Origin of the sequence: Rhizobium sp. PRIMUS64, assembly GCF_023006465.1 — a bacterium.
Classification (GTDB): domain Bacteria; phylum Pseudomonadota; class Alphaproteobacteria; order Rhizobiales; family Rhizobiaceae; genus Rhizobium; species Rhizobium leguminosarum.
Genome location: NZ_JALBGX010000003.1, coordinates 13,487 through 35,290 on the forward strand (window position 1 = coordinate 13,487; position 21,804 = coordinate 35,290).

Annotated in this window: 17 protein-coding genes; 11 read left to right on the forward strand and 6 right to left on the reverse strand. The window is 58.6% G+C overall.

Annotation, left to right across the window (positions count from 1 at the left end):
* The first annotated feature begins 68 nt into the window (after positions 1 to 68).
* Positions 69 to 671, forward strand: a complete 603-nt coding sequence (locus tag MOV76_RS02400) for a hypothetical protein (RefSeq protein ID WP_130794974.1) — start codon at positions 69 to 71, stop codon at positions 669 to 671.
* Between the two features lie 425 nt (positions 672 to 1,096).
* Here MOV76_RS02400 and MOV76_RS02405 read toward each other — a convergent pair whose 3' ends face one another.
* Positions 1,097 to 2,086 (reverse strand): IS5 family transposase, encoded by a 990-nt coding sequence (locus tag MOV76_RS02405; RefSeq protein WP_247263708.1) that lies wholly within the window; start codon positions 2,084 to 2,086, stop codon positions 1,097 to 1,099.
* A 311-nt stretch (positions 2,087 to 2,397) separates the two neighbouring features.
* Here MOV76_RS02405 and MOV76_RS02410 point away from each other — a divergent pair, with 311 nt between their 5' ends.
* The 4 genes from MOV76_RS02410 to MOV76_RS02425 are packed head-to-tail and all read left to right on the forward strand — an operon-like array spanning position 2,398 to position 6,186.
* On the forward strand, positions 2,398 to 3,531 hold the full coding sequence (locus tag MOV76_RS02410; protein ID WP_247263709.1) for a radical SAM protein: 1,134 nt from the start codon (positions 2,398 to 2,400) through the stop codon (positions 3,529 to 3,531).
* Positions 3,528 to 4,112 (forward strand): 3'-5' exonuclease, encoded by a 585-nt coding sequence (locus MOV76_RS02415; protein ID WP_247263710.1) that lies wholly within the window; start codon positions 3,528 to 3,530, stop codon positions 4,110 to 4,112. Before MOV76_RS02410 ends, MOV76_RS02415 begins: the two co-directional genes overlap by 4 nt.
* Positions 4,109 to 4,690 carry an AAA family ATPase gene (locus tag MOV76_RS02420; protein WP_247263711.1) on the forward strand — a complete coding sequence of 194 codons (582 nt, stop codon included), beginning with the start codon at positions 4,109 to 4,111 and terminating at the stop codon, positions 4,688 to 4,690. The genes MOV76_RS02415 and MOV76_RS02420 overlap by 4 nt, the downstream gene beginning before the upstream one ends.
* A gap of 59 nt (positions 4,691 to 4,749) precedes the next feature.
* Positions 4,750 to 6,186, forward strand: coding sequence for an HD domain-containing protein (locus tag MOV76_RS02425; protein WP_247263712.1), 1,437 nt, complete (start codon positions 4,750 to 4,752; stop codon positions 6,184 to 6,186).
* A gap of 69 nt (positions 6,187 to 6,255) precedes the next feature.
* On the opposite strand, the gene MOV76_RS02430 is transcribed toward MOV76_RS02425, so the two are convergent.
* The 5 genes from MOV76_RS02430 to MOV76_RS02450 form a co-directional block, all read right to left on the reverse strand.
* A complete protein-coding gene (locus tag MOV76_RS02430) occupies positions 6,256 to 7,527 on the reverse strand; it encodes a three-Cys-motif partner protein TcmP (RefSeq protein ID WP_247263713.1) in 1,272 nt (423 codons plus the stop codon).
* A gap of 39 nt (positions 7,528 to 7,566) precedes the next feature.
* The gene (locus MOV76_RS02435) at positions 7,567 to 8,400 is read right to left on the reverse strand and encodes a DUF5131 family protein (protein WP_247263714.1); all 834 of its coding nucleotides are present in this window, start codon (positions 8,398 to 8,400) and stop codon (positions 7,567 to 7,569) included.
* A gap of 514 nt (positions 8,401 to 8,914) precedes the next feature.
* Entirely contained in the window at positions 8,915 to 9,463 is a 549-nt protein-coding gene (locus MOV76_RS02440) for a hypothetical protein (protein ID WP_247263715.1), read from the reverse strand.
* Position 9,464: 1 nt separating this feature from the next.
* Positions 9,465 to 11,117, reverse strand: coding sequence for an anti-phage dCTP deaminase (locus tag MOV76_RS02445; protein WP_247263716.1), 1,653 nt, complete (start codon positions 11,115 to 11,117; stop codon positions 9,465 to 9,467).
* 243 nt (positions 11,118 to 11,360) lie between these two features.
* Positions 11,361 to 13,715: a LuxR C-terminal-related transcriptional regulator gene (locus MOV76_RS02450; RefSeq protein WP_247263789.1), complete on the reverse strand. Its 2,355-nt coding sequence runs from the start codon at positions 13,713 to 13,715 to the stop codon at positions 11,361 to 11,363.
* Between the two features lie 135 nt (positions 13,716 to 13,850).
* Here MOV76_RS02450 and MOV76_RS02455 point away from each other — a divergent pair, with 135 nt between their 5' ends.
* From MOV76_RS02455 to MOV76_RS02480, 6 genes are read left to right on the forward strand one after another with little or no spacing between them, the layout of a single operon-like run.
* Positions 13,851 to 14,879: an ABC transporter permease gene (locus MOV76_RS02455; RefSeq protein ID WP_247263717.1), complete on the forward strand. Its 1,029-nt coding sequence runs from the start codon at positions 13,851 to 13,853 to the stop codon at positions 14,877 to 14,879.
* Positions 14,879 to 15,760 (forward strand): ABC transporter permease, encoded by an 882-nt coding sequence (locus MOV76_RS02460; protein ID WP_183928166.1) that lies wholly within the window; start codon positions 14,879 to 14,881, stop codon positions 15,758 to 15,760. Before MOV76_RS02455 ends, MOV76_RS02460 begins: the two co-directional genes overlap by 1 nt.
* A 1-nt stretch (position 15,761) precedes the next feature.
* A complete protein-coding gene (locus MOV76_RS02465; RefSeq protein WP_247263718.1) occupies positions 15,762 to 17,408 on the forward strand; it encodes an ABC transporter ATP-binding protein in 1,647 nt (548 codons plus the stop codon).
* Between the two features lie 12 nt (positions 17,409 to 17,420).
* The gene (locus MOV76_RS02470; RefSeq protein WP_247263719.1) at positions 17,421 to 18,977 is read left to right on the forward strand and encodes a hydantoinase/oxoprolinase family protein; all 1,557 of its coding nucleotides are present in this window, start codon (positions 17,421 to 17,423) and stop codon (positions 18,975 to 18,977) included.
* Positions 18,970 to 20,103, forward strand: coding sequence for a DUF917 domain-containing protein (locus MOV76_RS02475; protein WP_183928171.1), 1,134 nt, complete (start codon positions 18,970 to 18,972; stop codon positions 20,101 to 20,103). Before MOV76_RS02470 ends, MOV76_RS02475 begins: the two co-directional genes overlap by 8 nt.
* A 39-nt stretch (positions 20,104 to 20,142) precedes the next feature.
* Positions 20,143 to 21,741, forward strand: coding sequence for an ABC transporter substrate-binding protein (locus MOV76_RS02480; RefSeq protein WP_247263720.1), 1,599 nt, complete (start codon positions 20,143 to 20,145; stop codon positions 21,739 to 21,741).
* Positions 21,742 to 21,804 lie beyond the last annotated feature (63 nt).

The following is a 21,804-nucleotide window of genomic DNA, read 5'->3' on the forward strand; positions in this document are numbered from 1 at the left end:
ACTGCTTTTAGAGATCGATAGTGAGAATTAGAGCCTTCAACAAGTGGTAATGGAGAGGAGAGGAAACTATGAGAAAACTACTGACAGCTGTCGCTTTATCAGTCGGGTTTTGCAGCCAAGTGGCGGCCGCTCCTGGGGACTGCATGAACACTGATCCTGAAGGGTGGAAGACAAACGCTGAACAGAAAGCGCTGTACGATAAGCTCGTTCAATATATGTCTTGTCCTACAGACGATCCAGCGAGCGGTCTGCTTGCGGACAAGGTCGCATGCAATTATTTCGTTGGAAAGGTTCTGGCGGAAATCTACGGTATAAATGATTTTTCCACGGGCGCCGGAACCTGGCTGCTTGCAAACCAGATGTTGGATTATGTTGCAAGTCACACCGAGACTTGGTCAAAGTTGGGAAAGGCTAACAGCCAGGCGGTATTGAACGACGCTGCGCAGGGGGCGGGTAACCAACAGCCGGTGCTGGCCCTTATGCCGGGGGACCCGGGTCATGTTGCGATCATTCTGCCAGGATCCCCTAAGGTATCGTCAGCCTGGAAGCTCAAGGCGCCTAATTCTGCTGCCTTCTCTCTGGGACACGTTGAGAACGCTTATGTGTTTTGCCGGCTGTCGTTCGCTTTCTCGGACCCCTCCCAGGTGGATATATATTGGCGGCTTAAATAGGCCGCCTGCGGGACGTTGAGCCAGGCCGCGAAACCCGTGTAGAGGCTCCAGCGCGGAGCGTTGCCGCCGCGCTCTACCCCGCTGCCTTCATGACGGTGACCGAGTTTGGGGTCAGAACAAGATGGGGTGGTTGCCGTCCTCCCCTAGTAGCGGCATCTGAATGTGCCAAGATGATGTTGTGTAGACCACAGGTCAGAGAGGACGGCGGATGAAGGATATGATGATCGGGGTGGACACGCTCGCACAATTTCCAAATTAGGCAGCGTTAGACGGCATGAGACCGTAGACGGCAGGGAACATCCGGCCCGCTCTTGAAAGCGCTGCCAAAAGGGGTCAAATGTGCACGCCACCCGTGATACTCACTATCATCGTGGCTTTGGTGCAGCGATCGCAGTGTAAGTGGATTTCTGTCTTTGAAGTCCTGGCTATTCGGTAGCGTTTCTGCATCGGGCGGATTTCGGGCGGGCGCATGCGAGCATCCGGTTCAGGACGCCGCAGCCAATGGCCACTTCGGTCTGCTGTGCTGCGAACGAGCGTGCCCTCAGCCGGGTGCCGATGATCGATTTGTACCGGCCGATCGCGTTCTCCACCAGCGATCGCTTGCCATAGCTGGTATCGACTTGCCACTTCATCCGGCCATCGGCGTCGATGGCCGCGATTTGTTGGTTTCGTTGATCGGTGGGATCGCTGGCGGGCTGTTCCACCGCATTGGCACGTGGCGGAATTACCACCGTAGCGCCGGGGCTGTGCCTGATAACAGCCTCATAGGTGGGATTGCCATCATAAGCGCCATCGGCCGTGAACTGCCCGATCGGCATCTCTATCTGGTCAAGCAGCGGTTCCACCTGAGAAGCGTCGCCGGCATCCTGATCCGTCATGACCTGTGCGATGATCCCGCCGCTGTCGGCATCCAGCGCCAGATGCAGTTTACGCCAGTTGCGACGGGATCTGGCACCGTGCTTTTCCTCCAGCCATTGGCCCGCACCGTAGATCTGCAACCCTGAACTATCGATGAGGACGTGGACGGGCCCCTTGTCGGGGACACGAGAAAACTGCCGCTTGTTCGGCGCTCTTGGTTTGCTTGCCCTTCGGCTCAACGTCGTATGATCGGGAACGGCCAGATCCAGCCCCATCAGCTTGAGCACCGAAGCCATAAAGCCTTCCGTCTGTCGCAGCCTCAGGCCAAACACCAATCCCAGCGTCAAAGCAGTCTCTATCGCCAGATCGGAATAGCGCGGCTGACCGCCGCGTGTTGTTCGCTTCGGCGCCTGCCAGGACGATACTACTTGCGGCGAGATCCAAAGCGTCAGGCTGCCTCGCCGACGAAGACCGGCCTCATATTCCGGCCAGTTCGTCAGCTTGAACTTCATCTTCTCGATGCGATGGCGGCGAGAGGCGTTGTGTTTGAAGGGCATCGTCGGGCAGACCAGTTATGAGACTGGAACAGCGTGGCCGCCACCGTTTTGCTCGGACCATTGTGACGATCCAGGAGGCGCTGCTTCATCATATCGTAAGATTGCCGATGCTGTTTCGCTTGACCCATTTGTCCTCCGGAGCTGATGGCGTTCCTAACCATTCAGCTTGCATACTTGAACCATGCATCTGCAGGGAAGCTTTGAATTTTAAGACTACAGTTCGCACTATAAACTTTAGAAGACAACATCATTCCCTTGTATTCTTCTGCCGCTTCATTCACTGTGAGGTTGTATTTCGGGGGCAGACACAAGTGGCATCGATTCGTATTTCCCGTGAAAAGACTGTTCGCCCCGCGCCGGCAAATCTCCCGCCCAGCCTCCGCAGTTATATCGACTATCGCAAATCCGGCCTTAGCCTCAATCACATCGTTGGTTGCCCACTCGACTGCGGCTACTGCGTAAGGCATTTGTTCGATAATTTCTCCATGAAGCGGCCCCATCTGATAGTGGACGATGAGGTTGCAGTGGAAAGCCTAATCAATCACTGGGCCTTCAGGGCGCATACCACGCCAATTCAGATCTTCAACCGCGCGACCGATCCCTTCCTCCCAGGCGTGAAACAGCATCTGTTCACTACGTTGAAAGACCTTGATAGGCGCGGCCTGTCGAATCCGACTCTGGTAATTACCCGGTGGAAGATCGACCCGGCGGATGTCGAACAGCTCGAGATGCTTGAAAACCTGAAATTGACAGTTTTGGTGACTTGGTCGGGTATCGACGATGAAAGAGTGGAGCCGGTCTCCTCGGCGATCGCGGCCAGAAGCCTGGAGGTGCTGGCGAAAAAGGCGTTCCGGACAAAGAAGATACTCTATTGGCGGCCTATCATTTCTGGAATGAACGACACACCAATGCACTTTGCTTCCGCTAGACAGCTTGCGGAGTTCGCTGATGCAACCGTATTTACCGGCGTGTTCTATCGCGACGAGATCCGGGATTATTTTCGACAGGCAGGGGTACCCGACCTCTATGAGGCCGTCGCAAGACGGAAGATTTTACCGCGCGAAACGGAAAGGAGAATTCTTGATCATTTTGAAGGGCTTCCGATCTTCCGCAAAACGTCTTGCGGCATTGCGTACGCGCATGGCGTTTCTGATTTCAACGGGCACTGGGGCATTAATGAGCTCTGTGAAATCTGCCCAGAGTCTCAACGTCGGATCTGCAGCCAGCACCACCGAACGCCCGGTTTGGAGCAGGTGCGTGAGCTAGCGCGCTTGGTGTCTCTTTCAACCGACGACATCGACATTTCCGAACACCGCGTTCAAGTGATTGGAAGCACTGAGGCTCAACGCTACTTCATGCAACACGCGCTAAACTTCCAAGTCCATGACCGGGCACAACCGCATCGACAGCATATGCATGGGCGAGCGGAGATTGGATGGGAATGAGTTGGGAAAAGGTATGGGTCGTCGATGTCGAAGGCAACGGCGCAACCCCTCCGGAAATCATCGAAATTGCATTGCTCGAACTTATAGACTTGGAGCCGACAGGGCGTGCGTTTCATTGGTTGATCAAACCCAACGAATCGATCAGCGCCGCCGTAACCCGGATCCATGGTCTAACTGACGCCGATGTTGCGGACGCTCCGACTATAGACGATGTCGCTGAAGACATTCTTACATGGACTGATGGTGGAGTTATTGTCGGCCACAATGTTCGCGTTGAACTTGAGGTCATCAGCCGATCGATTCCAGAATGGCAGCCTTCGGCGGCTATCGATACGTTGAAACTCGCGAGGTCTCTCCGGCCAGGGCTCGAATCTTACGGGCTGGAAAAGCTCGGAAGTGCGCTCGGCCTCACTGCCGAGGCGGAACGTCAAACCGGTTTGAGGCATCACTCGGCGGAGTTTGATGTCGTGCTGACTGGGCTGCTGTTCAGCAGCCTTCTTCGCCCGCTTGGTATAGATTCCCGCACGGCGCGCGCCCGCGACGCTGACATTTTTTTCAGCGCGCAGGAGAGCTTTTTATGAGCCACAAAAAGATAAAGGTCGGAATTGCCGGCACGCATTCGACGGGGAAGTCTACTTTTCTGGAGCGGCTAAACTCGCGGCTCACCGAAAATAGTCTTCGCACCGGGCAAGTGGGCGATCTGGCTAAAGCCGCGAGAGATCGCGGTTTCCCGATCCTGACGGAACACAACTTCGAAAGCACGCTTTGGATCATGGCTGAGGGAATGAGACAAGAAGCCGAGGCGGCCCTAATCAGCGATGTCATCCTCGTTGATCGACCCGTTTTCGACGCACTCGGCTATCTCTATGCGGCGCTTGAAATCTCGGGCCGCTCGTTGCCAGACCGAAAGCTGAAGGAATTGCGATTGATCGCGGGGGCACATGCGGCGGACTACGACCTCCTTATCTTGACCGAGCTCGATCCGGCGATCCGTCTTGGTGAAGGCAGGGATGGCAACCAAGATTTTCGGGTGGCGGCGGCCGAGCATATTCGCAGGATCGCAGAGGGTGAAACCCTCGCGCCGGTCATCCTGACCTCTCGAAACACCGATACGGTATTGCAAGAGATCTATGAAAAGACGATCGGGCTTCTAGCATAAAGAATTCTGACGAGGAGGGCGAACTGCGACGCACGACGTTCAGAAACTTTGGAGGGGTTATGACTGAGTTTGTCAGCAAAGTTATCAAGGATCCAATCCATGGATTTATTGATTTCAACGGTAAGCAGGAAAACGATCTAAAACTGCTGCTTTCAGATCCATTCTTTCAACGCCTCCGACGAGTCAAACAGCTCGGCTTTTCTGACTACATCTTCCCTTCAGCGGCACACTCGCGCTTTTCTCACTCTTTAGGCGTTTACAGCATTGCGAAGCGGATGCTGACGGTTGTCGAATCTAACGGCATCAATGGCGAATGGAGCCGCAAAGGACAAGCGTGCCTGGCCGCTGCGCTGCTTCATGATGTTGGCCACGGAATGTTCAGCCACGCTTTCGAAAACGCGATGAAGTTCTTTCTCAAACGGAACTCACTGGAGCCCTCGCGCCAGGTTGCGTTCAAAGAAGCTGTAAACCACGAAAAAGTGAGTCAGAAGATCATAACCGACTCTTCAATTGCAAAGGCACTACGAGACCTCGGTGGCGACGGCTTCCCGGCCATGGTTTGCGATATGATCAAGAAGACCGACAAGAACTGCGTTTATACGTCGATCGTGTCGAGCCAACTTGACGCCGATCGATTGGACTATGCGCAGCGCGATGCCTACTTCGCGGGGGTTTCCTCCGGGGGTATCGACCTTGACTGGCTTATCCGAAACTTCAAAAAGGCCAAAAATGGAGAGGCTGAGTTCCTATACGTGGGTAGCAAGGCCTACATCTCTCTCGAGCAATTCACCGTCACACTATTTCATCTCTATCCGACGATTTACCTGCACAAGAAGACACGCGGTCTGGAATACATGTTCGCGCTGCTTCTCAGCAGGGTGTTTGAGCTCATTGCGAGTGGAGCTGAAAAACAGGCGGGCATTTCCTCAGATCACCCTTTCGTTCGATTTTTCAACGAACCACATAATCTCGAGCACGCCCTTCTTCTCGACGATACCGTATTCTGGGGATCGCTCCACCAACTTCGGACGGCTCCGGACGCTTCAATAAAGTGGATCGCCGATCAGCTCTCGGCTCGAAAGATCTTCCAGTCGATCGACGTTTGGAAGATTCTTGATCAGGCTGCGGTCTCCCGATCCGCCGTTCAAAAGCTTCCGGCGGGCCAGCGCGTAGGAAAGTTTGACGAAATATGTGAACAGGTCTGTAAGGAGATTACGGGCGATGGATCGCCTTGGGCCGACGATTGTTATCACGACACCTACGATCGCCCGATCTATAAGCCCCGCGATGTCGAAGGGGGACATCCTCAGCAAATAAATGTCGAGGTTGGCGGTCAGATACGCGATATTGCTTCCATATCGCCTCTTGTGGCAAGTGCGGCGTCCTTCAACATCCATCGCATCCACTACGACGAAAGCAAGTTCACCCGCGTCGACGATCTGACCTCGGAAATCCGCAAGCTGGTGGCGGCTAAGCTGGATGACCTGGAGGTCTGATCTTCGCAAGCTAAGCCGAAAGCGGCAGGCACGATTTCAGCAATCCGCAACGTCGTCATACCTGCCTCCCTACCGGCTACCGAGCGACCAGAGCTTCGGTTGTTGGGCGACACCAATGGTGTCCCGAAACACAGGCACAGACGTACGTCTCGTTCCATTGCCTTCGTTTCGGAGGTCCAGCTCTTTTTCCTCGACGAGGAAAGCCGTCACCTTGTCGATGTCGGCGAGGCGAGCAGGTGTTTCGTTGGCGATGGAGGTGACGAAATCTCCATATGGAACCGAAATGTTCTTATGGACGCCCCGTAATCTACGCATGAAGTCGTCAGCAAGCCGGTCTTTCATAACCTCCTCGTCTTTGGCGCCGAACCAAAAATCCGGTGCGCCGTCCGGATCAATGTTCGGATTGAAGCCCAACATCTCCAAGCCGCCATGCCCTTGATGCAAGGACTGATTATTGATCAGCCAGTGGCTGTCGACCATCACATTTCGCGCCTTGAGATGGTTTGACAGATGAACCAGCCATAGGTCCTTCCGGGCTTCCTTCGAGCGAAGAAAAAACGGGCTTTGAAATTTTGCTTTGGTAGCATCGGCGATGTGCCGCAACAGCAGACGTTGAATGACGTATCGGCCACCTTGCTCGTCCTTGAAGCGGAGAAATTCGCGAAGCTGCTCTTCCGATATTTCAATGGGCGAGACGCGCTTCAACGTCTGTGGCTTGTCGGTCAGGTAGTCGATCAGCCAACCGACAGCAAAGGTGAGAATGCATTCCGCTGCGCTAAAGCGCAAAATCTTCCGAACCGTTTCGAATGCAACGTCGGAGTAGCCTTTCTGATCCAGCAGAAAGATTGATCGCCCAACCCCGCGCTTGGTCCGGCCTTCAATTCGACGACAGATATCCGGAAATACGGTTTCAAAGTCGGCGTTGTAAAGGAAGATCGATCGGTCAAGCTGGTCCAGGTAACCGGCTTTGATCAGCTCCGCCCGCAAAAACTCTACGTGATCCCGCTTGCTGTCGACGAAGTGATACTCCGCGTCGATCGTCAAAGGCTTGTTTCGACCGGTATTTGCTATCCGCTCTGCTTTCGCGACGGCCTCGAGAAACAAAAATGGGGTGCCGCTTACGATCGAACCGTCGTCCGTAAACCTCCCGCCACCGCAAAACCCATCAACGAGAGTGATGCGCTGTCGGTCCTGGGCATGATTTACAAGAATTGCGGGAAAGTAACTTTCCAGGTAACGCGCGATCAGCCGAAGCTTTGCATCACTGTGCGCGCTCAACGAAGGAGGCGCTGAACCTATCTTCCAGCCGAATTCAGCGATTGTCGCGACTCCTGTTGTCAATCAACAGTAGGTTGCGATTCTGTTACAGCCCTGTCAAGGTTAGGCCGCGTTTACGTTTTTCTTATCACCAGCCGGAAAGTGTCTGATTAGTCTTCCGTCCAAGAGACCACCACCCTTGCCGAACGGATCAAGATCCTTGATATCCGCGGCGGAGATACCCTTCTCCTGTACGAGGGGATTGTTGCCGGCCGCGCCCCACTGCTTATGAAAGGCAGCGATTCCGAGAGCATCGCAATCTGCGATAATGTCCCTGACCCAATTGCACATCATTGGACGCGCGCCAGGACCGCTTTCGCCACCGCTGATCAGCCAATCGGGCCTTGGATCTGCTTCTGAAATACGAAGGGGACCGATCGCGGGCTCATAAGAAACAAACCAGACCTGGGCGGCGACCTCGTTGATGACGCGTTTGCGCTGATCGAATCGAACCTGATCTTCGGCCGTAAAGCCGAGCCACACGTTAGAATAACCGGTAGCGCCCCAATCCGGCGGCAGCATCTTCTTGATATTCTGCGGACGCTTTGTAAGGAGCTGCCAGTCAAGCGAGGGTGTTGCACGGATGACTTTGAACAGGTCGGTACGCCAAGCAGGGTCAGCCTGATTATCGAACACATCCGCCAGCGATGCGCAGAAGACTCTCTGCCTGCGGCCATGAGCGGCGGCGAACTCCGCCGCTTTGCGCTGCCAGATATGCGGCGACCGCCAATAGCTATCGGTCGTTCGCTTGCGCGGCGAGTTGCCCCATTTGACTTGGCCTGACCGCTTCGACCATGCTTCAGCATAGCAATGATCGCAGCCCGGGCTGATATTCGTGCAGCCGGTCCATGGATTGAAGGTGTGATCAGTCCATTCGATTGTTGAATTCATCGCCATGGCGAGACCCTTCATGCAAAGCAGCGATTCAAGCTACCTTGGTTTCCGATGATGACCAAACTATTAAGATACGAACGGTTTTTCCGCCTACGAAGCGTCAGTGCAATTCACCATCTACCCGCCCCATGTTTGACCTGGCCACGATTAGCACCGCGCAATATCGTATCGCCAATCCAATTGGTAAAACCGGACAAGTAAGGCGGAGCGCTAAAATGGACGGTTTGCAGTTGAGGAGCCGAAACTGCTCCGCCCGACCATCGATGGGTTTTCCGACCGTGATGCGATCGCCTGGGCGATCTGCTGGCCAGCTTGGCATGTCCCCGACTTCCCGGCGCGCGCGACGCTCCCCGACGATTTCGTACTATTCGGTACGGTCAAGCAATTCTAAGTGCCGTTTCCATATTCAGCTGCACGGTTATTCCGCTACCGGCGCTTTCTTGTCCGAATGATCAGGAAGAGGGGCGCGATACGAACTCGAAAGCGGCGTACCATGGAAGTGGCGACTGCCGCTAGATCAGCCGATCTGCTCCATCCGCCAGCTGGTCTTGGCTTTCGCCGTGAGCATTCGGTTCAGGTAAGCAATGAGCATGTTGGCGTGCTGTGGCTTCGGAACGAAGAACATCACTGTCCCTTTATCGAGCTCGAGTAGCTCATGATGAGCTCTAGGGACCCTGACACCGCCCTCCGTCATGAAGTCGCGGACAGAAAGGTCGTGCCAAGGCATCGAGTCCAAGGCGTAGTACGAGCCGACGGACGTAAAGTAGGCGAACAACGTGTCCCTGTTGGAACCATATTGGTCAAAACGGGCCGCATACCGGAGATCGATCACCGACCTAGGTTTGTGAGAGAGCACGGCCTTCTGAAGCGTCCGGCCGTGGACGGTATCCATGGCAACGACGAAAACGCGCAAATCGGGAGGAGCGGGCGCGTCGAACAGATCAAGCTGGTCGGCGAGCGGTAAGCTCTGGACAGTATGACGGGTGGAGACCTCATGCGTCTGCGCGACAACGCGACCATGCCAGCTTCCGGTATTCTCGACGAGTGTGAGTTGCGGTTTCGCCACGTTATTTCGCCAAGGCTGCTTCGAGTTCAGGATAGCCTACCGTCAAAGTGGCCCATTCGCTACCCCAGTCTGGTGCCCGCATCTCAAATTCTCCGCTTGTCTTATTCTTAAGTTGCCACGTTTTCTCGAATGCACGGACGTACATCCGCGGTGCGACTCCTACGAACGGTCTGAAAAGCACCTTAGGCTCGTTGAGCTTAACGCCGTCCTTATCATCATCCGAGGAAGCACGCAGTTGTGCCCGGGCCGCACCAATGCTCTTTGGGACGGGCGGTATCCATTCGGACGGGGTCACCTCGATGGCATCGCTATGCAGCTTTCTGGCTAGGCTCTTGGGATACGGCTCGATGAACTGGACTTCGTACACGCCGGCACTGACGATGTGCCTGGCGCAATAGTGGCAAGGATATGTTGTGACGAATAGGCGGGTACCAACGGTCGAGACACCCTCGCGTCCTGCCGATAGCAACGCATCCATTTCGGCGTGGACCGCGCGACTGAACTCGATAAGGCCGCCCAGTCGAGTCTTCCGGATGCGCGCAGCCAAGTCGATTTTGTCAGAGACCAGCTTCAGCTCGGGAAGAACCTCGATCAAGTTGTCTATGATGTCGTTTTGCTCTCGATTACTGCTGCAATACGCTTCGGCTCGGAAAGCACAACGATGATCGTCGATGCCACCGCTCGACGTCGCGAAACGTTCGCCATAAACGCCGCCTCCCGCCGCCGGCACTTCGTTCGTTCCAGTCGCGACCACGGTTCCATCAGCGTCGACCAGTGCGGCTCCTACCTGCCGGGATAGACAGGCGCTCCGAACGCGCGCGGAATGAGCATGGTGCATCGCGGTCTCCTCTATGGTGGGCCGCTCCACACGATCATGCGCGATGATACTAACGAACCTGCTTAAGTCAGTGTCGAGCAGATTCTTGGATCCGTTCGGGTCATCTCGTGTATTGTCGATAAAAAAATCCGCCTCATAGAACGCCTCGGTCACATGCTGGCCATGCTTGCGGCTGAAGTCGTCGGAGTCGCGATCCATGAAACGGTCGACGGCGCTTTGTGTTTCGGGGAGCCCCTTTTCCGGCCCGCGGAAGTATTTCTCAAGAATTCGTGCGCGACGCACGCCCTCCTCGCAAACGACGCCGATCAGCCCAAATGCGTTGCCGTAAGTTCTGCGCAACAGGTAAATTTCGGCCGGATGCCTTATCGAATCGATAAGGTAGACGCGCTTGACGCTGTCGGGAACGACTTTCTCGCCCTTGACATACGTCTGACCGGTGCGATTGGCACGTCGCTGTGCGATTTCGCGCATTGCCGCCTTGGCGACTTCTGCCATGTCCAGCTCGCGCATCGAGTCACCGAGGTTCTGCAACTCGGTGACGACTTCTAAAGTCTTTGGCGCTGCACCGGGGAAGGCAAGACCGCCGTCTTTTGCCCAGGTTCGGATCAAGTCGCTTGCCTTGATCAGCTCAACTTCATAGCCGCCGGACTTGCAAACGCGCTCCAGTGCTTTGATCGCCTGCGATGCGCCCGCTCCAACCGGACCGACAACGGCGAAGAAGAGCTCTTTCGAGTGACTTCCGGCCAAGACGGTTTTGCTATCCGGCTTCTGGCTAGCTTTCTGTTCAATCTTACTGACAACCGTCGATCTAGCCATGCCAGCATCTCCCCTCAGCCGACTCGGCTAAATTTTCATATCAAAGAACTTGCAAAGTTTTAAGCGCGGCTTTCACTGTATACAACTTAAAGCATCCTGCCGCCCCAAATCATTCATTCCGCTCGGGCCGAAACATCACCGATGCTGGAGATTTGAAACGGAGGCTTTCTAAAACAACAGGTCGTCGGTTCTGGTCCCTTCAAGGCGAAGGTTTCTCAATAAGAGGGGGTGCCGGATCGACTTCTAAAGCCAGTTGAGTGCCGTTGCCGCACGAAGTGCTTCTGCCCGACGGCTGCAACCTAATTTCCTGAAAAGATTTCCGAGGTGGAATTTCACCGTCACCTCGGAAACGCTGAGCGTGTGGGCGATGCGTTTGTTCGACAATCCGGCAGCGACCAGCTGCAATATCTGTATCTCGCGCTGCGACAGGCCGCCGTGCAAAGCCCGAGCCTGAGGTGAATTGATCGACGCCGCAAAGATTGACAGCGCGGTCCGGACGTCGTGCGACGTCTCGACAAAGCCCCTGATCCGTTTGTTGTTGAGAAGCGGCGACAGAAATATCCGCTCTTCCGATAAGACGCCGTTGCAGCCGAGACGCGTCGCCGCCTCCAGCGCGGACAAAAGATGCGTCCGCACGGCGGCATTGTCTCGCCGCTGGTAGGCCGTATAGCTTTGCCACAGCTGGAGAGCCACGCGTTCGCGGTTCGTGACTTTCGGGTTTGCGATGAGCGCATCGATCTGTTGGAGAAGGTAAGGACGAGGCGTAGCCAGCCGCACGGCATCGCGCAACCAGGCCATCGCATAGGCGATCTCATCGCGCCGAGCGAGGCGGGTCAATTCGTCGGTAGCGCTCTCCACCCAGTTGCGCCCGAGCGGCATGCGCACGGCAGTGAGGGTTGCCGCAGCATCGGCCCACCGGTTGGCGTTCTGATAGGCGATGGCGGTGCGGATCTCCATCATGGCGTGGAACTGCAGTCCTTCCGACAGGTGAAGCCACAGGCCGTCCAGGAAGCCCGGCCGGATAGTCATCGCGAAATGATCGCCGAGCGCCTGGGATGCGTAGTGCAGCGCGAACTGCATCAGGCTCGGCCAGATCTCGGCGGCGGCGAAAGTCTCAAACTCGTTCTGGACGAATTCCAGCAGATCGCGGGGCCGGCCGGTTTCATAGGCGAGACAGGCTTCCGCGAGGCGCAGCATGCGAAATTCCTGCAGGGCGTCATGCGGAACCTGTTCCAGCCGGGATCGGGCATCCCTTGCCGCCCGCCTCGCAAGCAGGACGTCGCCACTCATCAGCCGAAGCACGATCTGGTGCAGATGGATGAAGAATTCCAGCAGCGGCTGCCCGCCGCCCTTGTGCAGATAGATGAGCGCCCTTGTGGCGGCCGCCTCGGCCTCCCGGAAATTCCTGCGACGGATCTCGAACTCGAGGATGGCATTGTAGTATCCAGACCATCTTCCGTCATCGCCCAACGGATAGTCGGCCATGAACTCGCCGAAACGGGTGATCATTGCGTCGCTTGGCGTCAGATCCTCGCTGATCATCAGGTTGAGCCTGAAGGTGCGCGCCGCAAATGAGAACCGCGAGCCGCGGGAGAGCACTTTGAGCGGATCGAGGTAGTCGTGCCCTAGATGCCTGGCAACCAGATGGCGTGTGCGTGACAGTTCACCCTGCTTCATCAGCGTGCGGGCGACGGCGAACAGCACTGTCTCGTTGGTGGCGATCATGGCCTGGGAAAATCGCATAACGATCTTCCGGAAGGCGCCGACGCTGCTTCGGTAGATCAGCTCCCGACCCTGCGCCCGCTCGAGTATCTGTGCCGCATGCTCCTCATGCCCATGGTCGAGCAACAGGTCCATTGCGGCAAGAGGCCGTCCCGCCCGCTCCAGTGCGGCGGCCACCTCGATGACGGCGCCTTCCGCGATGTCGGTAGTAAGCCGTTCACCGGTGGCGATGGAAAGGAGGTGCAGCAGGTCGGCATGCCGTTCGGGAGCATCGGTGAGAGGGGGCGGTAGAAAGGCTTTCCAGTCGCCGGCAGTGTCTGCCGATGGCGCCTCCAGCCAGATCGACAATTCGGCCGTCTCCGACGGAGAAAACGATGCCAGGAAGACTTCGCGCAGGTAGTCGATGCAGGCTGCGTCATCTCGTTGTGCCGTGATCGGCAGGAAGGCAGGCCAGCCCGCATAGCCATCCAGAAGCCGGCGCTGCTGTTCGGCCGGCAAGGCACTCAGTTCGTCCTCGGCAAAGACCATATCGGCGGCGGCGAAAGTGATCGCGCCCTCATGCATGATGCGCCGTGCCATGCCGCTGATCCGTTGTTCCGGCCGGCAGGCGATCAGCAGGTATTTCGCGGCGTCCAGAATCTGGGTCGAGAGTCGCGCCGATCTTGCGGTGGACGGAACGTCCCAGATCAAACATCCATCCTCGACATCTTCCATGCGAGGCTGGCGTGACGAGCAGAGCCGTCTGCCGAGATGCTGCGACACCATCCCGAGCAGCACCGATTTCCCCGCCCCTGCCGGAGCGCGCAGAAATACCACGCCAATGGCTTCACTGGTGATACGGCGGACGAGGCGGAGGCGGGGCAGCAGCGGATTCATGTTTTCGGCATAACCCGAAATTTTCGTCTGACCTATACCATGTCGCATAAAAACTATACCCACACGCGGTTGTCGGTCTGCCCTTGGTACGGAATGGTAAGCCTCACGCAGTGATGCACGAGGACCTCTCCGCCGATGCAGCAACATCCGTTGGTCGCAATTCTCACCCGCATGGGCACGTTCGTGCTGGTGATGATTGCCCTGTCGATCATGATCTTCCTTCTGGCGCGGGTGGTCCCCGGCGATCCGGCGCGCATGGCGCTTGGGCCTGCTGCCACGCCTGAACAGGTGAAATCGCTTCGGTTCCAGATGGGTCTGGACCAGCCGCTGGTGGTTCAATATCTCGATTATGCAGGCAAGGCCCTGCGCGGCGATCTCGGCATGTCCCTGGTTTCGCAAAGGCTAGTGACCACCGACCTTGCCCAGACGGTTCCGGCCACGCTCGAACTCGTACTCGTCTCGGTCATCTTCATGTTCGCGGTGGCCATTCCGCTCGGTGTGATCATGGCGCATTACCGCGACCGCGCCGTCGATCATGTCGGCCGCCTGCTGTCGCTGACTGGGGTCACCATCCCGAGCTTCCTGTTTGCAATCACGCTGCAGCTTCTGGCCGCGCGTTTCCTCTCCGGCTGGCCGATCATCGGCCGGCTCGATCACGGCATGGACTGGACCGGAGGTCCAACAGGTCTGCTGCTGCTCGACGGAATTCTGACGGGTCGTCTCGACATCGCGCTCAACGCGCTTCAGCATCTCATCCTCCCGGCTTTCGCGCTGTCGATGGCGGGCATCGGCCAGATCACCCGCATCACCCGTTCCGCGATGATCGAGAACCAGCGCAAGGACCACGTGCTGACCCTCAAGAGCTTTGGCGTGCCTGAGCGGGTGATCATCTTCAAATATCTGCTGAAGTTGTCGTCGATCGCGCCGCTGACGATCATGGGGCTCGAATTCGCCTCGCTGATCGGCAATGCCTTCGTGATCGAAATGGTGTTCGCCTGGGGCGGCTTCGCCTCCTACGGCCTGACCTCGATCCTGCAGAAGGATCTCAACGCCATCACCGCCGTGGTGCTGGTGGCCGGCCTGTTCTTCATCGTCGCCAACCTGATCGTCGATATTCTGATCACGATGATCGACCCGCGCCTGCGCCGCAAGGAGGCCCGTTGATGGCCGATATGAAAATGCTCGACGCCTCCGATCGCGGGCTCAGCGCCGGCTACATGATGTGGTACCGCTTCAGCCGCAACCCGGCCGCGGTGATCGGCACACTGATCATCTTCTCCGTGCTCGTGCTCGCCGCGTTTGCGCCCTGGCTGACGCCTTATCCCAAACATGTCGGCGCCGTGGTCGATTTCCGCGCGCGCCACCTGCCGCCGGATGCGGCGCACTGGTTCGGCACCGACAAGGCGGGGCGCGACATCTTCTCGCGCACGATCTTCGGCCTGCGCATTTCGCTCCTGCTGGTCGTCGGCGTGCTCGGCATTTCGGTGCCTGTCGGTGCCGTGCTCGGTCTGATGGCCGGCTATTTCGGCGGCTGGACGGAAAAGTTGATCAGCGGCCTGACCAACGTCATGCTGGCAATGCCGCCGCTGGTGATGGCACTCGCCGTGTCGAACCTGCTCGAGCCAAACCTGATGAATGCGATGATCGCCATCACGCTGCTGTGGTGGACCTGGCATGCGCGATTGATCTATGCGGTCTCGAAGTCGATCGCGTCAGAAGATTATATCGAGGCGGCCCGCCTTGCAGGCGCCGGACCGATGCACATCCTGTTCCGGGAAATCCTGCCGAACTGCATCCCGGTGATTTCGGTGAAGACGACTCTCGATGCGGCCTTCGTCATCCTGTTCGGTGCGACGCTGAGTTTCCTCGGTTTCGGCGTCAAGCCGCCGACCCCCGACCTCGGCTCGATGGTGGCCGACGGCCGTCAGTTCATGCCGGATTACTGGTGGGAGGTTCTCTGCCCCGGGATCGCAGTCCTTTACGTCACTCTCGGCTTTAACCTGCTCGGCGATGGCCTGCGCGACATTTTCGACGTGGAGAGCTGAGATGAGCGAACCGCTTCTGAAGGTCGAGAACCTCACCGTATCCTTCACGACCCATGGCCGGACGCGGCAGGTACTGAACGATGTCGGCTTCAGCGTTTCCGCCGGCGAGCGTGTGGCGCTGATCGGAGAGACCGGCTCCGGAAAATCGGTGACGGCCAAGGCGATCATCGGCACGTTGCCGAAGAACGCAGCCATCCGCTCGGGCTCGATTTCGTTTGGCGGCCGCGATGTGCTGTCCATGCCGCGTAGCGAGCGCGAAAGCCTGAAGGGCAGCGCCTTCTCGCTGATCATGCAGGACCCGCTGTCCTCGTTCAATCCGGTCTTCAAGATCGGTACTCATCTCGACGACGTGATGCGTTTCGCCGACAAGCGCGAGGGCAAATCGTCCTCCAAGACCGAGCGTCGGACCCGCATCGCCGCGGTATTGCGCCGTGTGCAGCTGGCCGACACCGACCGGGTGATGAACGCCTATCCGTCCGAACTGTCAGGCGGAATGCGGCAGCGGGTGCTGATTGGCCTCGCTCTCCTGCACCAGCCCAAGCTGCTGATCGCCGACGAGCCGGGCACCGCCCTCGACGTCACTACGCAGGACGAGATCCTCAACCTGATCAACCAGCTGGTGACCGAGGAAAACATGGCGCTGCTGATGATCACCCACAATCTCGGCGTGGTGCGCAAGATCGCCGACCGCGTCGTGGTCATGCACCATGGCGATATCGTCGAGACAGGTCCCTGCGCCGAAATCCTGTCGATCCCGAAGCAGCCCTACACCCTGTCGCTTCTCGATGCGGTGCCGGCCCTCTACGGCCCCCGGGTTACGGATCTGCCGCAAAGCACCCGGTCTCCCATCATTACGGTGGAGACGCTGAACAAGATTTACGGCCGGCGCAACGGCTATCATGCCGTGCGCGATGTGGACCTGACCCTGCGCGAAGGGGAAATTTTCGGGCTCGCCGGCGAATCCGGCTCCGGCAAGACGACGGTTGCCCGCATCATCATGGACCTGTCGAGACCAACGACCGGTCGCGTGACCATCGATGCCCCGCCGCCCGCCAATGGCAAGCGCCTGACCCAGATCGTCTACCAGAATCCCGGCACCTCGCTGAACCCGAAGCGCACGGCGAAGCAGACCTTGAGCGTGCCTTTGAAGTCGATCGGGCTCGACGGAGCTGCCCGCGAGGCGCGGATGAGCGAACTGATGGACCTCGTCCGTCTGCCGCAGTCCTATCTCGGCAAATACCCGCACGAGCTGTCCGGTGGCCAGAAGCAGCGCGTGGCGATTGCCCGGGCATTGGCTGCGGAACCGAAAATCCTGATCCTTGATGAGCCGACTGCCGCGCTCGACGTGTCAGTGCAGAAGACGGTGATCGAACTGCTGCTGCAACTGCGCAAGGATCTGGATCTCACCTACCTGATGATCAGCCATGACCTGTCGCTGATGCGCAATTTCTGCTCGCGCATGGCCATCATGCTGCGCGGCGAGATCGTGGAAGAAGGAGCGACATCCGAAGTTTTCTCCGGTCCGAAGCATCCCTATACGCGCGCCCTGATCGCGGCCATCCCCGTCGTCAGTGACGAGGAGGAGCGCCTGAAACCCATCGTGACCGAGGAAGAGCGTAGGCGCTTTCTCGTCAAGACCACTGATTGAGAGGAGCCTGACGTGTATCGGGTTGGAATTGACGTCGGAGGCACCAATACGGATGCCGTCGTCCTGCAGGGAAAAACGGTTCTGGCGGGGGTGAAGGCCTCAACCACAGAGGACGTGACATCGGGTGTCATCGAGGCGTTGGAGAAGGTGATCGGGGTAGCGAGTATTGACCGCCAGCAGATTGCCGCCGTGATGATCGGCACCACGCATTTCACCAATGCGGTGATCGAGCGACGCCACATGGAGGAAGTCGCGGCGATCAGGCTCGGCCTGCCATCGGGCGCCGGCCTGCCGCCGATGGTAGACTGGCCGGACGACGTGCGCGACATCGTCGGCAACCACGGCTACCAGGTCCGGGGCGGCTACGAGTTCGACGGGCGCGAGCTTTCGCCTCTCGACGAGGACGAAATCGTCCGCATCGCCGGCGATATCCGTGCCAAGAGCCTGAAGGCTGCGGCCGTCACCTGCGTCTTCAGCGGCGTCAACGATGCCATGGAAGTCCGCGCGAAGGACATCCTGCAGCGTCATTGCCCCGGCCTGCCGGTGGTGATGTCGAAGGATATCGGCCGTCACGGTCTATTGGCGCGTGAAAGTGCAGCGATCATCAATGCCAGCCTCCTGTCGCTCGCCGACCGCACGGTGGTGGCTTTCGGCAAGGCGTTGGCGTCAGCCGGCATCGCCTGCCCCTTCTACATCACCCAGAATGACGGGACGCTGATGGTCGCCGATATCGTGCGTTCCTTCCCGGTCCTGACCTTTGCTTCCGGCCCGACCAATTCGATGCGCGGCGCGGCATTCCTCACGGGCATCAAGGATGCCGTCGTCGTCGATGTCGGCGGTACCACCACGGATGTCGGCTCGCTCTCGCACGGCTTCCCGCGTCAGGCCTCGACCACCGTTGATATCGGCGGCGTGCGCACCAACTTCCGTATGCCCGACGTATTTTCCATCGGCCTCGGCGGCGGCTCGCTGGTCGTCGAAAGCGACAAGGGCATCGTCGTCGGCCCGAAATCGGTCGGCTACCGGGTTCGCCAGGACGCGCTGTGCTTCGGTGGTTCGACCTTGACTGCAACCGACATCGCCGTAGCCGCTGGCATGGCCGATATCGGCGACAGGGCGCGGGTGGAGGGTCTCGACAAGTCTATGGTCGAGGCCGTTGCTGCAAAGATCAATGCCATGCTGGAGGCCTGCGTCGAGCGCAGCCGCATCTCGTCAACGCCGGTCCCGGTGATAGCCGTCGGTGGCGGCTCGATCCTGATGCCGGACCGCATCGGCGACCTGGAGGTGATCCGGCCGGACAATTTCGCCGTCGCCAATGCCGTCGGTGCGGCCATCGCCCAGATCAGCGGCGAAACGGACCGTGTGTTCTCGCTGATCGACGGACGCACCCGCGAAAGCGCGCTTGCGGAAGCCGAAGCGGAAGCCCGCGAAAAGGCGATTGCTGCGGGCGCGATGGCCGAGACGCTGGAGGTCATCGAGCGCGAGGATACGCCGCTCGCCTATCTGCCGGGCAATGCCACCCGCATTCATGTGAAAGTCGTCGGAGAAATGGGAGGTCACGATGCCTGAGGCGCGCAAGCTGAAATACGATGAGGCCGATGTCCGCACGCTGACGGTCGAAGACCTCGATGCGCTGGAAATCGGTGCGGGCATTCTCGGCACTGGCGGCGGCGGCAACCCATACCAAGGCAAGCTGTTGGCACTGGAAGCGATGAAGGCCGGCTACAAGATGAGGGTTCTTGCGACGGATCGGATCGAGCCCGATGCACTCTGCATGTCGATCGGCGGCATTGGCGCGCCGGTGGTCGGTGTCGAGCGCTTGCGCGAAGGACGTGAGGGATTGCGCTGCCTCCGGGCGATGGAAGACCTGATCCGCGCACCGATCGATGCCATGGTTTGCGAGGAGATCGGCGGCGCCAACGCCATCAACCCGCTTGTCACGGCGGCGCTTGGAGGGTTGCCGATGCTCGACTGCGACGGCATGGGCCGCGCCTTTCCCGAAATGCAGATGACGACGTTTTCCATCTACGGCCATAGTTCGACGCCTTCTGTGATGTGCGACCTTCACGGCAATGCAGTCATCTTCAGCCATGCGGTCTCCGAAGTTTGGCACGAGCGCATGGCGCGTGCCTGCGTGGTGGCGCAGGGCGGTGGCGCGATGCTGGCGACGGCACCGATGCAGGCGCATTTCGTGCATCGATACGGCATTCCCAAGAGCTACACCAAGGCGATCGCCATCGGCGAGGCGGTGATCAAGGCGCGCAAGGCGCAGGAGGATCCGATTGCAGCCGTCTGCGCGCTCGAGGGAGGCCGCCGCATCTTCAACGGCAAGATCACCGACCTGAAGCGCCATCTGCGCGGCGGCTTTGCGGTCGGCGACATGGAACTCGCCGGTTTCGGCGATTGTGCCGGCCAGACTGCCGGGGTCGCCATCCAGAACGAGTTCCTGATCTTCCAGCGCAACGGCAAGGTCGAGGTCACCGTGCCCGACCTGATCGTGCTGCTCGATGTCGATACCGGCTACCCGATCACCACCGAGATGCTGCGCTACGGCCAGCGGGTCGCGGTTCTGGCCATCCCCTGTCACGACCTGCTGCGCAGCGCCAAGGCGCTCGAAGTCGTCGGGCCGAAAGCCTTCGGTTATCCGGAGATCACGTTCACGCCGCTGCCCTTCGCAGCGCGCCAGGCTGCCTAACCATAAGCGGAGCGTTCCGCATTGAAGAGAGGAACTTGCATGAAAACCACGTCCAGAACATCCCGCCTGGCAGCACTTGCGCTCGGCACAGGCATGGCCCTGCTGATGAATTCCGCAGCCGCCTCCGCAGCCGACGACAAGGTCTCGATCGCCGTCAACACGATGCAGATCTTCAGCTCGCTCGATCCGGCCAAGGTCACCGACTACACGGGCTATATGGCGATCGTGAACATGTATGACGGCCTCACCACCGTCAGCCCGTCAGGCGAGATCATCCCGCATCTGGCCAAGTCCTGGGATATTTCCAGCGACGGCCTGAGCTACACGTTCCATCTGCGCAATGACGTGAAGTTCCAGGACGGCACGCCGGTCAAGGCGTCCGATCTCGTCTGGTCCGTCAAGCGGCTGCTCGGCATCAACAAGGGTCCGTCGAACCTGGTCGTCGGCCTGATCAAGCCGGAAAATGTCACCGCGCCCGACGATGCCACGTTCTCGGTGAAACTCGACCGCCAGTTCTCGCCCTTCATGTCGATCACGCCTCTGTTCATGGCGCTGAACCAGCAGCTGGTCGAGAGCAGCACCAAGCCCGAGGACAAATGGGGCGAAGCCTATGTCGGCGAACATTCCGCCGGTTCCGGTCCCTACAAGCTCGTCAGCTACAACCGCTCCGCCGACATGGTCATTGCCCGCAATGCCGATTATTTCCTAGGCTGGACCAAAGGCACGCCGATCGACGAAGTTCGTTTCGTGCAGACCAGCGACGATGCGACGGTCAAGGCGCTGGCGGAAAAAGGCGAGCTTGGCCTGTCCTCGCACGGGCTCGGCAACGATACCTATGAAGCCCTCGGCCGGATGAAGGGCTACAAGGTCATCCAGACGCAGACCTCAGGCGGCTTCGTCATCAAGCTCAATACCAAGGTCTACCCGACCGACGACGTGCATGTCCGTCGCGCGATCGCCTATGCGACCGACTACAAGACCATCCAGGAAGTCATCTATCCCGGCACCGATATGACCGGCCCGCTGTCGACCGCCTTCAAGGACGCCCACAATAACGATATCGCGCCGGGCGTATTCGATCTGGAAAAGGCCAAGGCAGAACTCGCAAAATCGAAATATGCCGGCCAGAAGATCACGCTGGTCAACAGCTACGTCGCCTCGCTCGCCTTCGAGGCGGAAGTCGCGCTGATGCTGCAGGCCAATCTCGAACAGATCGGCATCACGCTCGATATCAAGCCGGAACCGTGGAACCGCATCGTCGAGCTTTCCGCCAAGCCGGAGACCACCCCGGCCTCGACACAGGTCAACGTCTCGCCGAGCTACCCCTCGCCGGATTCGATGTTCTACAACCAGTATCATTCGAAGGCTGCTGGTACCTGGTGGTCGATGGAATGGCTGCAGAATAAGGAAATCGATGCGCTGATCGACAAGGCGCGCGGCGAAACCGACATCCCAGCGCAGAATGCCATCTACAAGGAGATGCAGGCGAAGATCGCCGATCTGCAGCCGGACGTCTTGGCCGTTTCACCGAACCGACGCTACGCGGCCAACAAGTGCCTGCAGGGTTATGCCTTCATCCCGATGCAGAGCTGGGACCTGAACTTCTCCAACTTCTACTGGGACTGCAAGGCGAACTAGGCCTTCCTGCGATCCAAACCAACCCGGCCGGCGCTGATGCCGGCCGGGCCAGTCAGTGCCGAT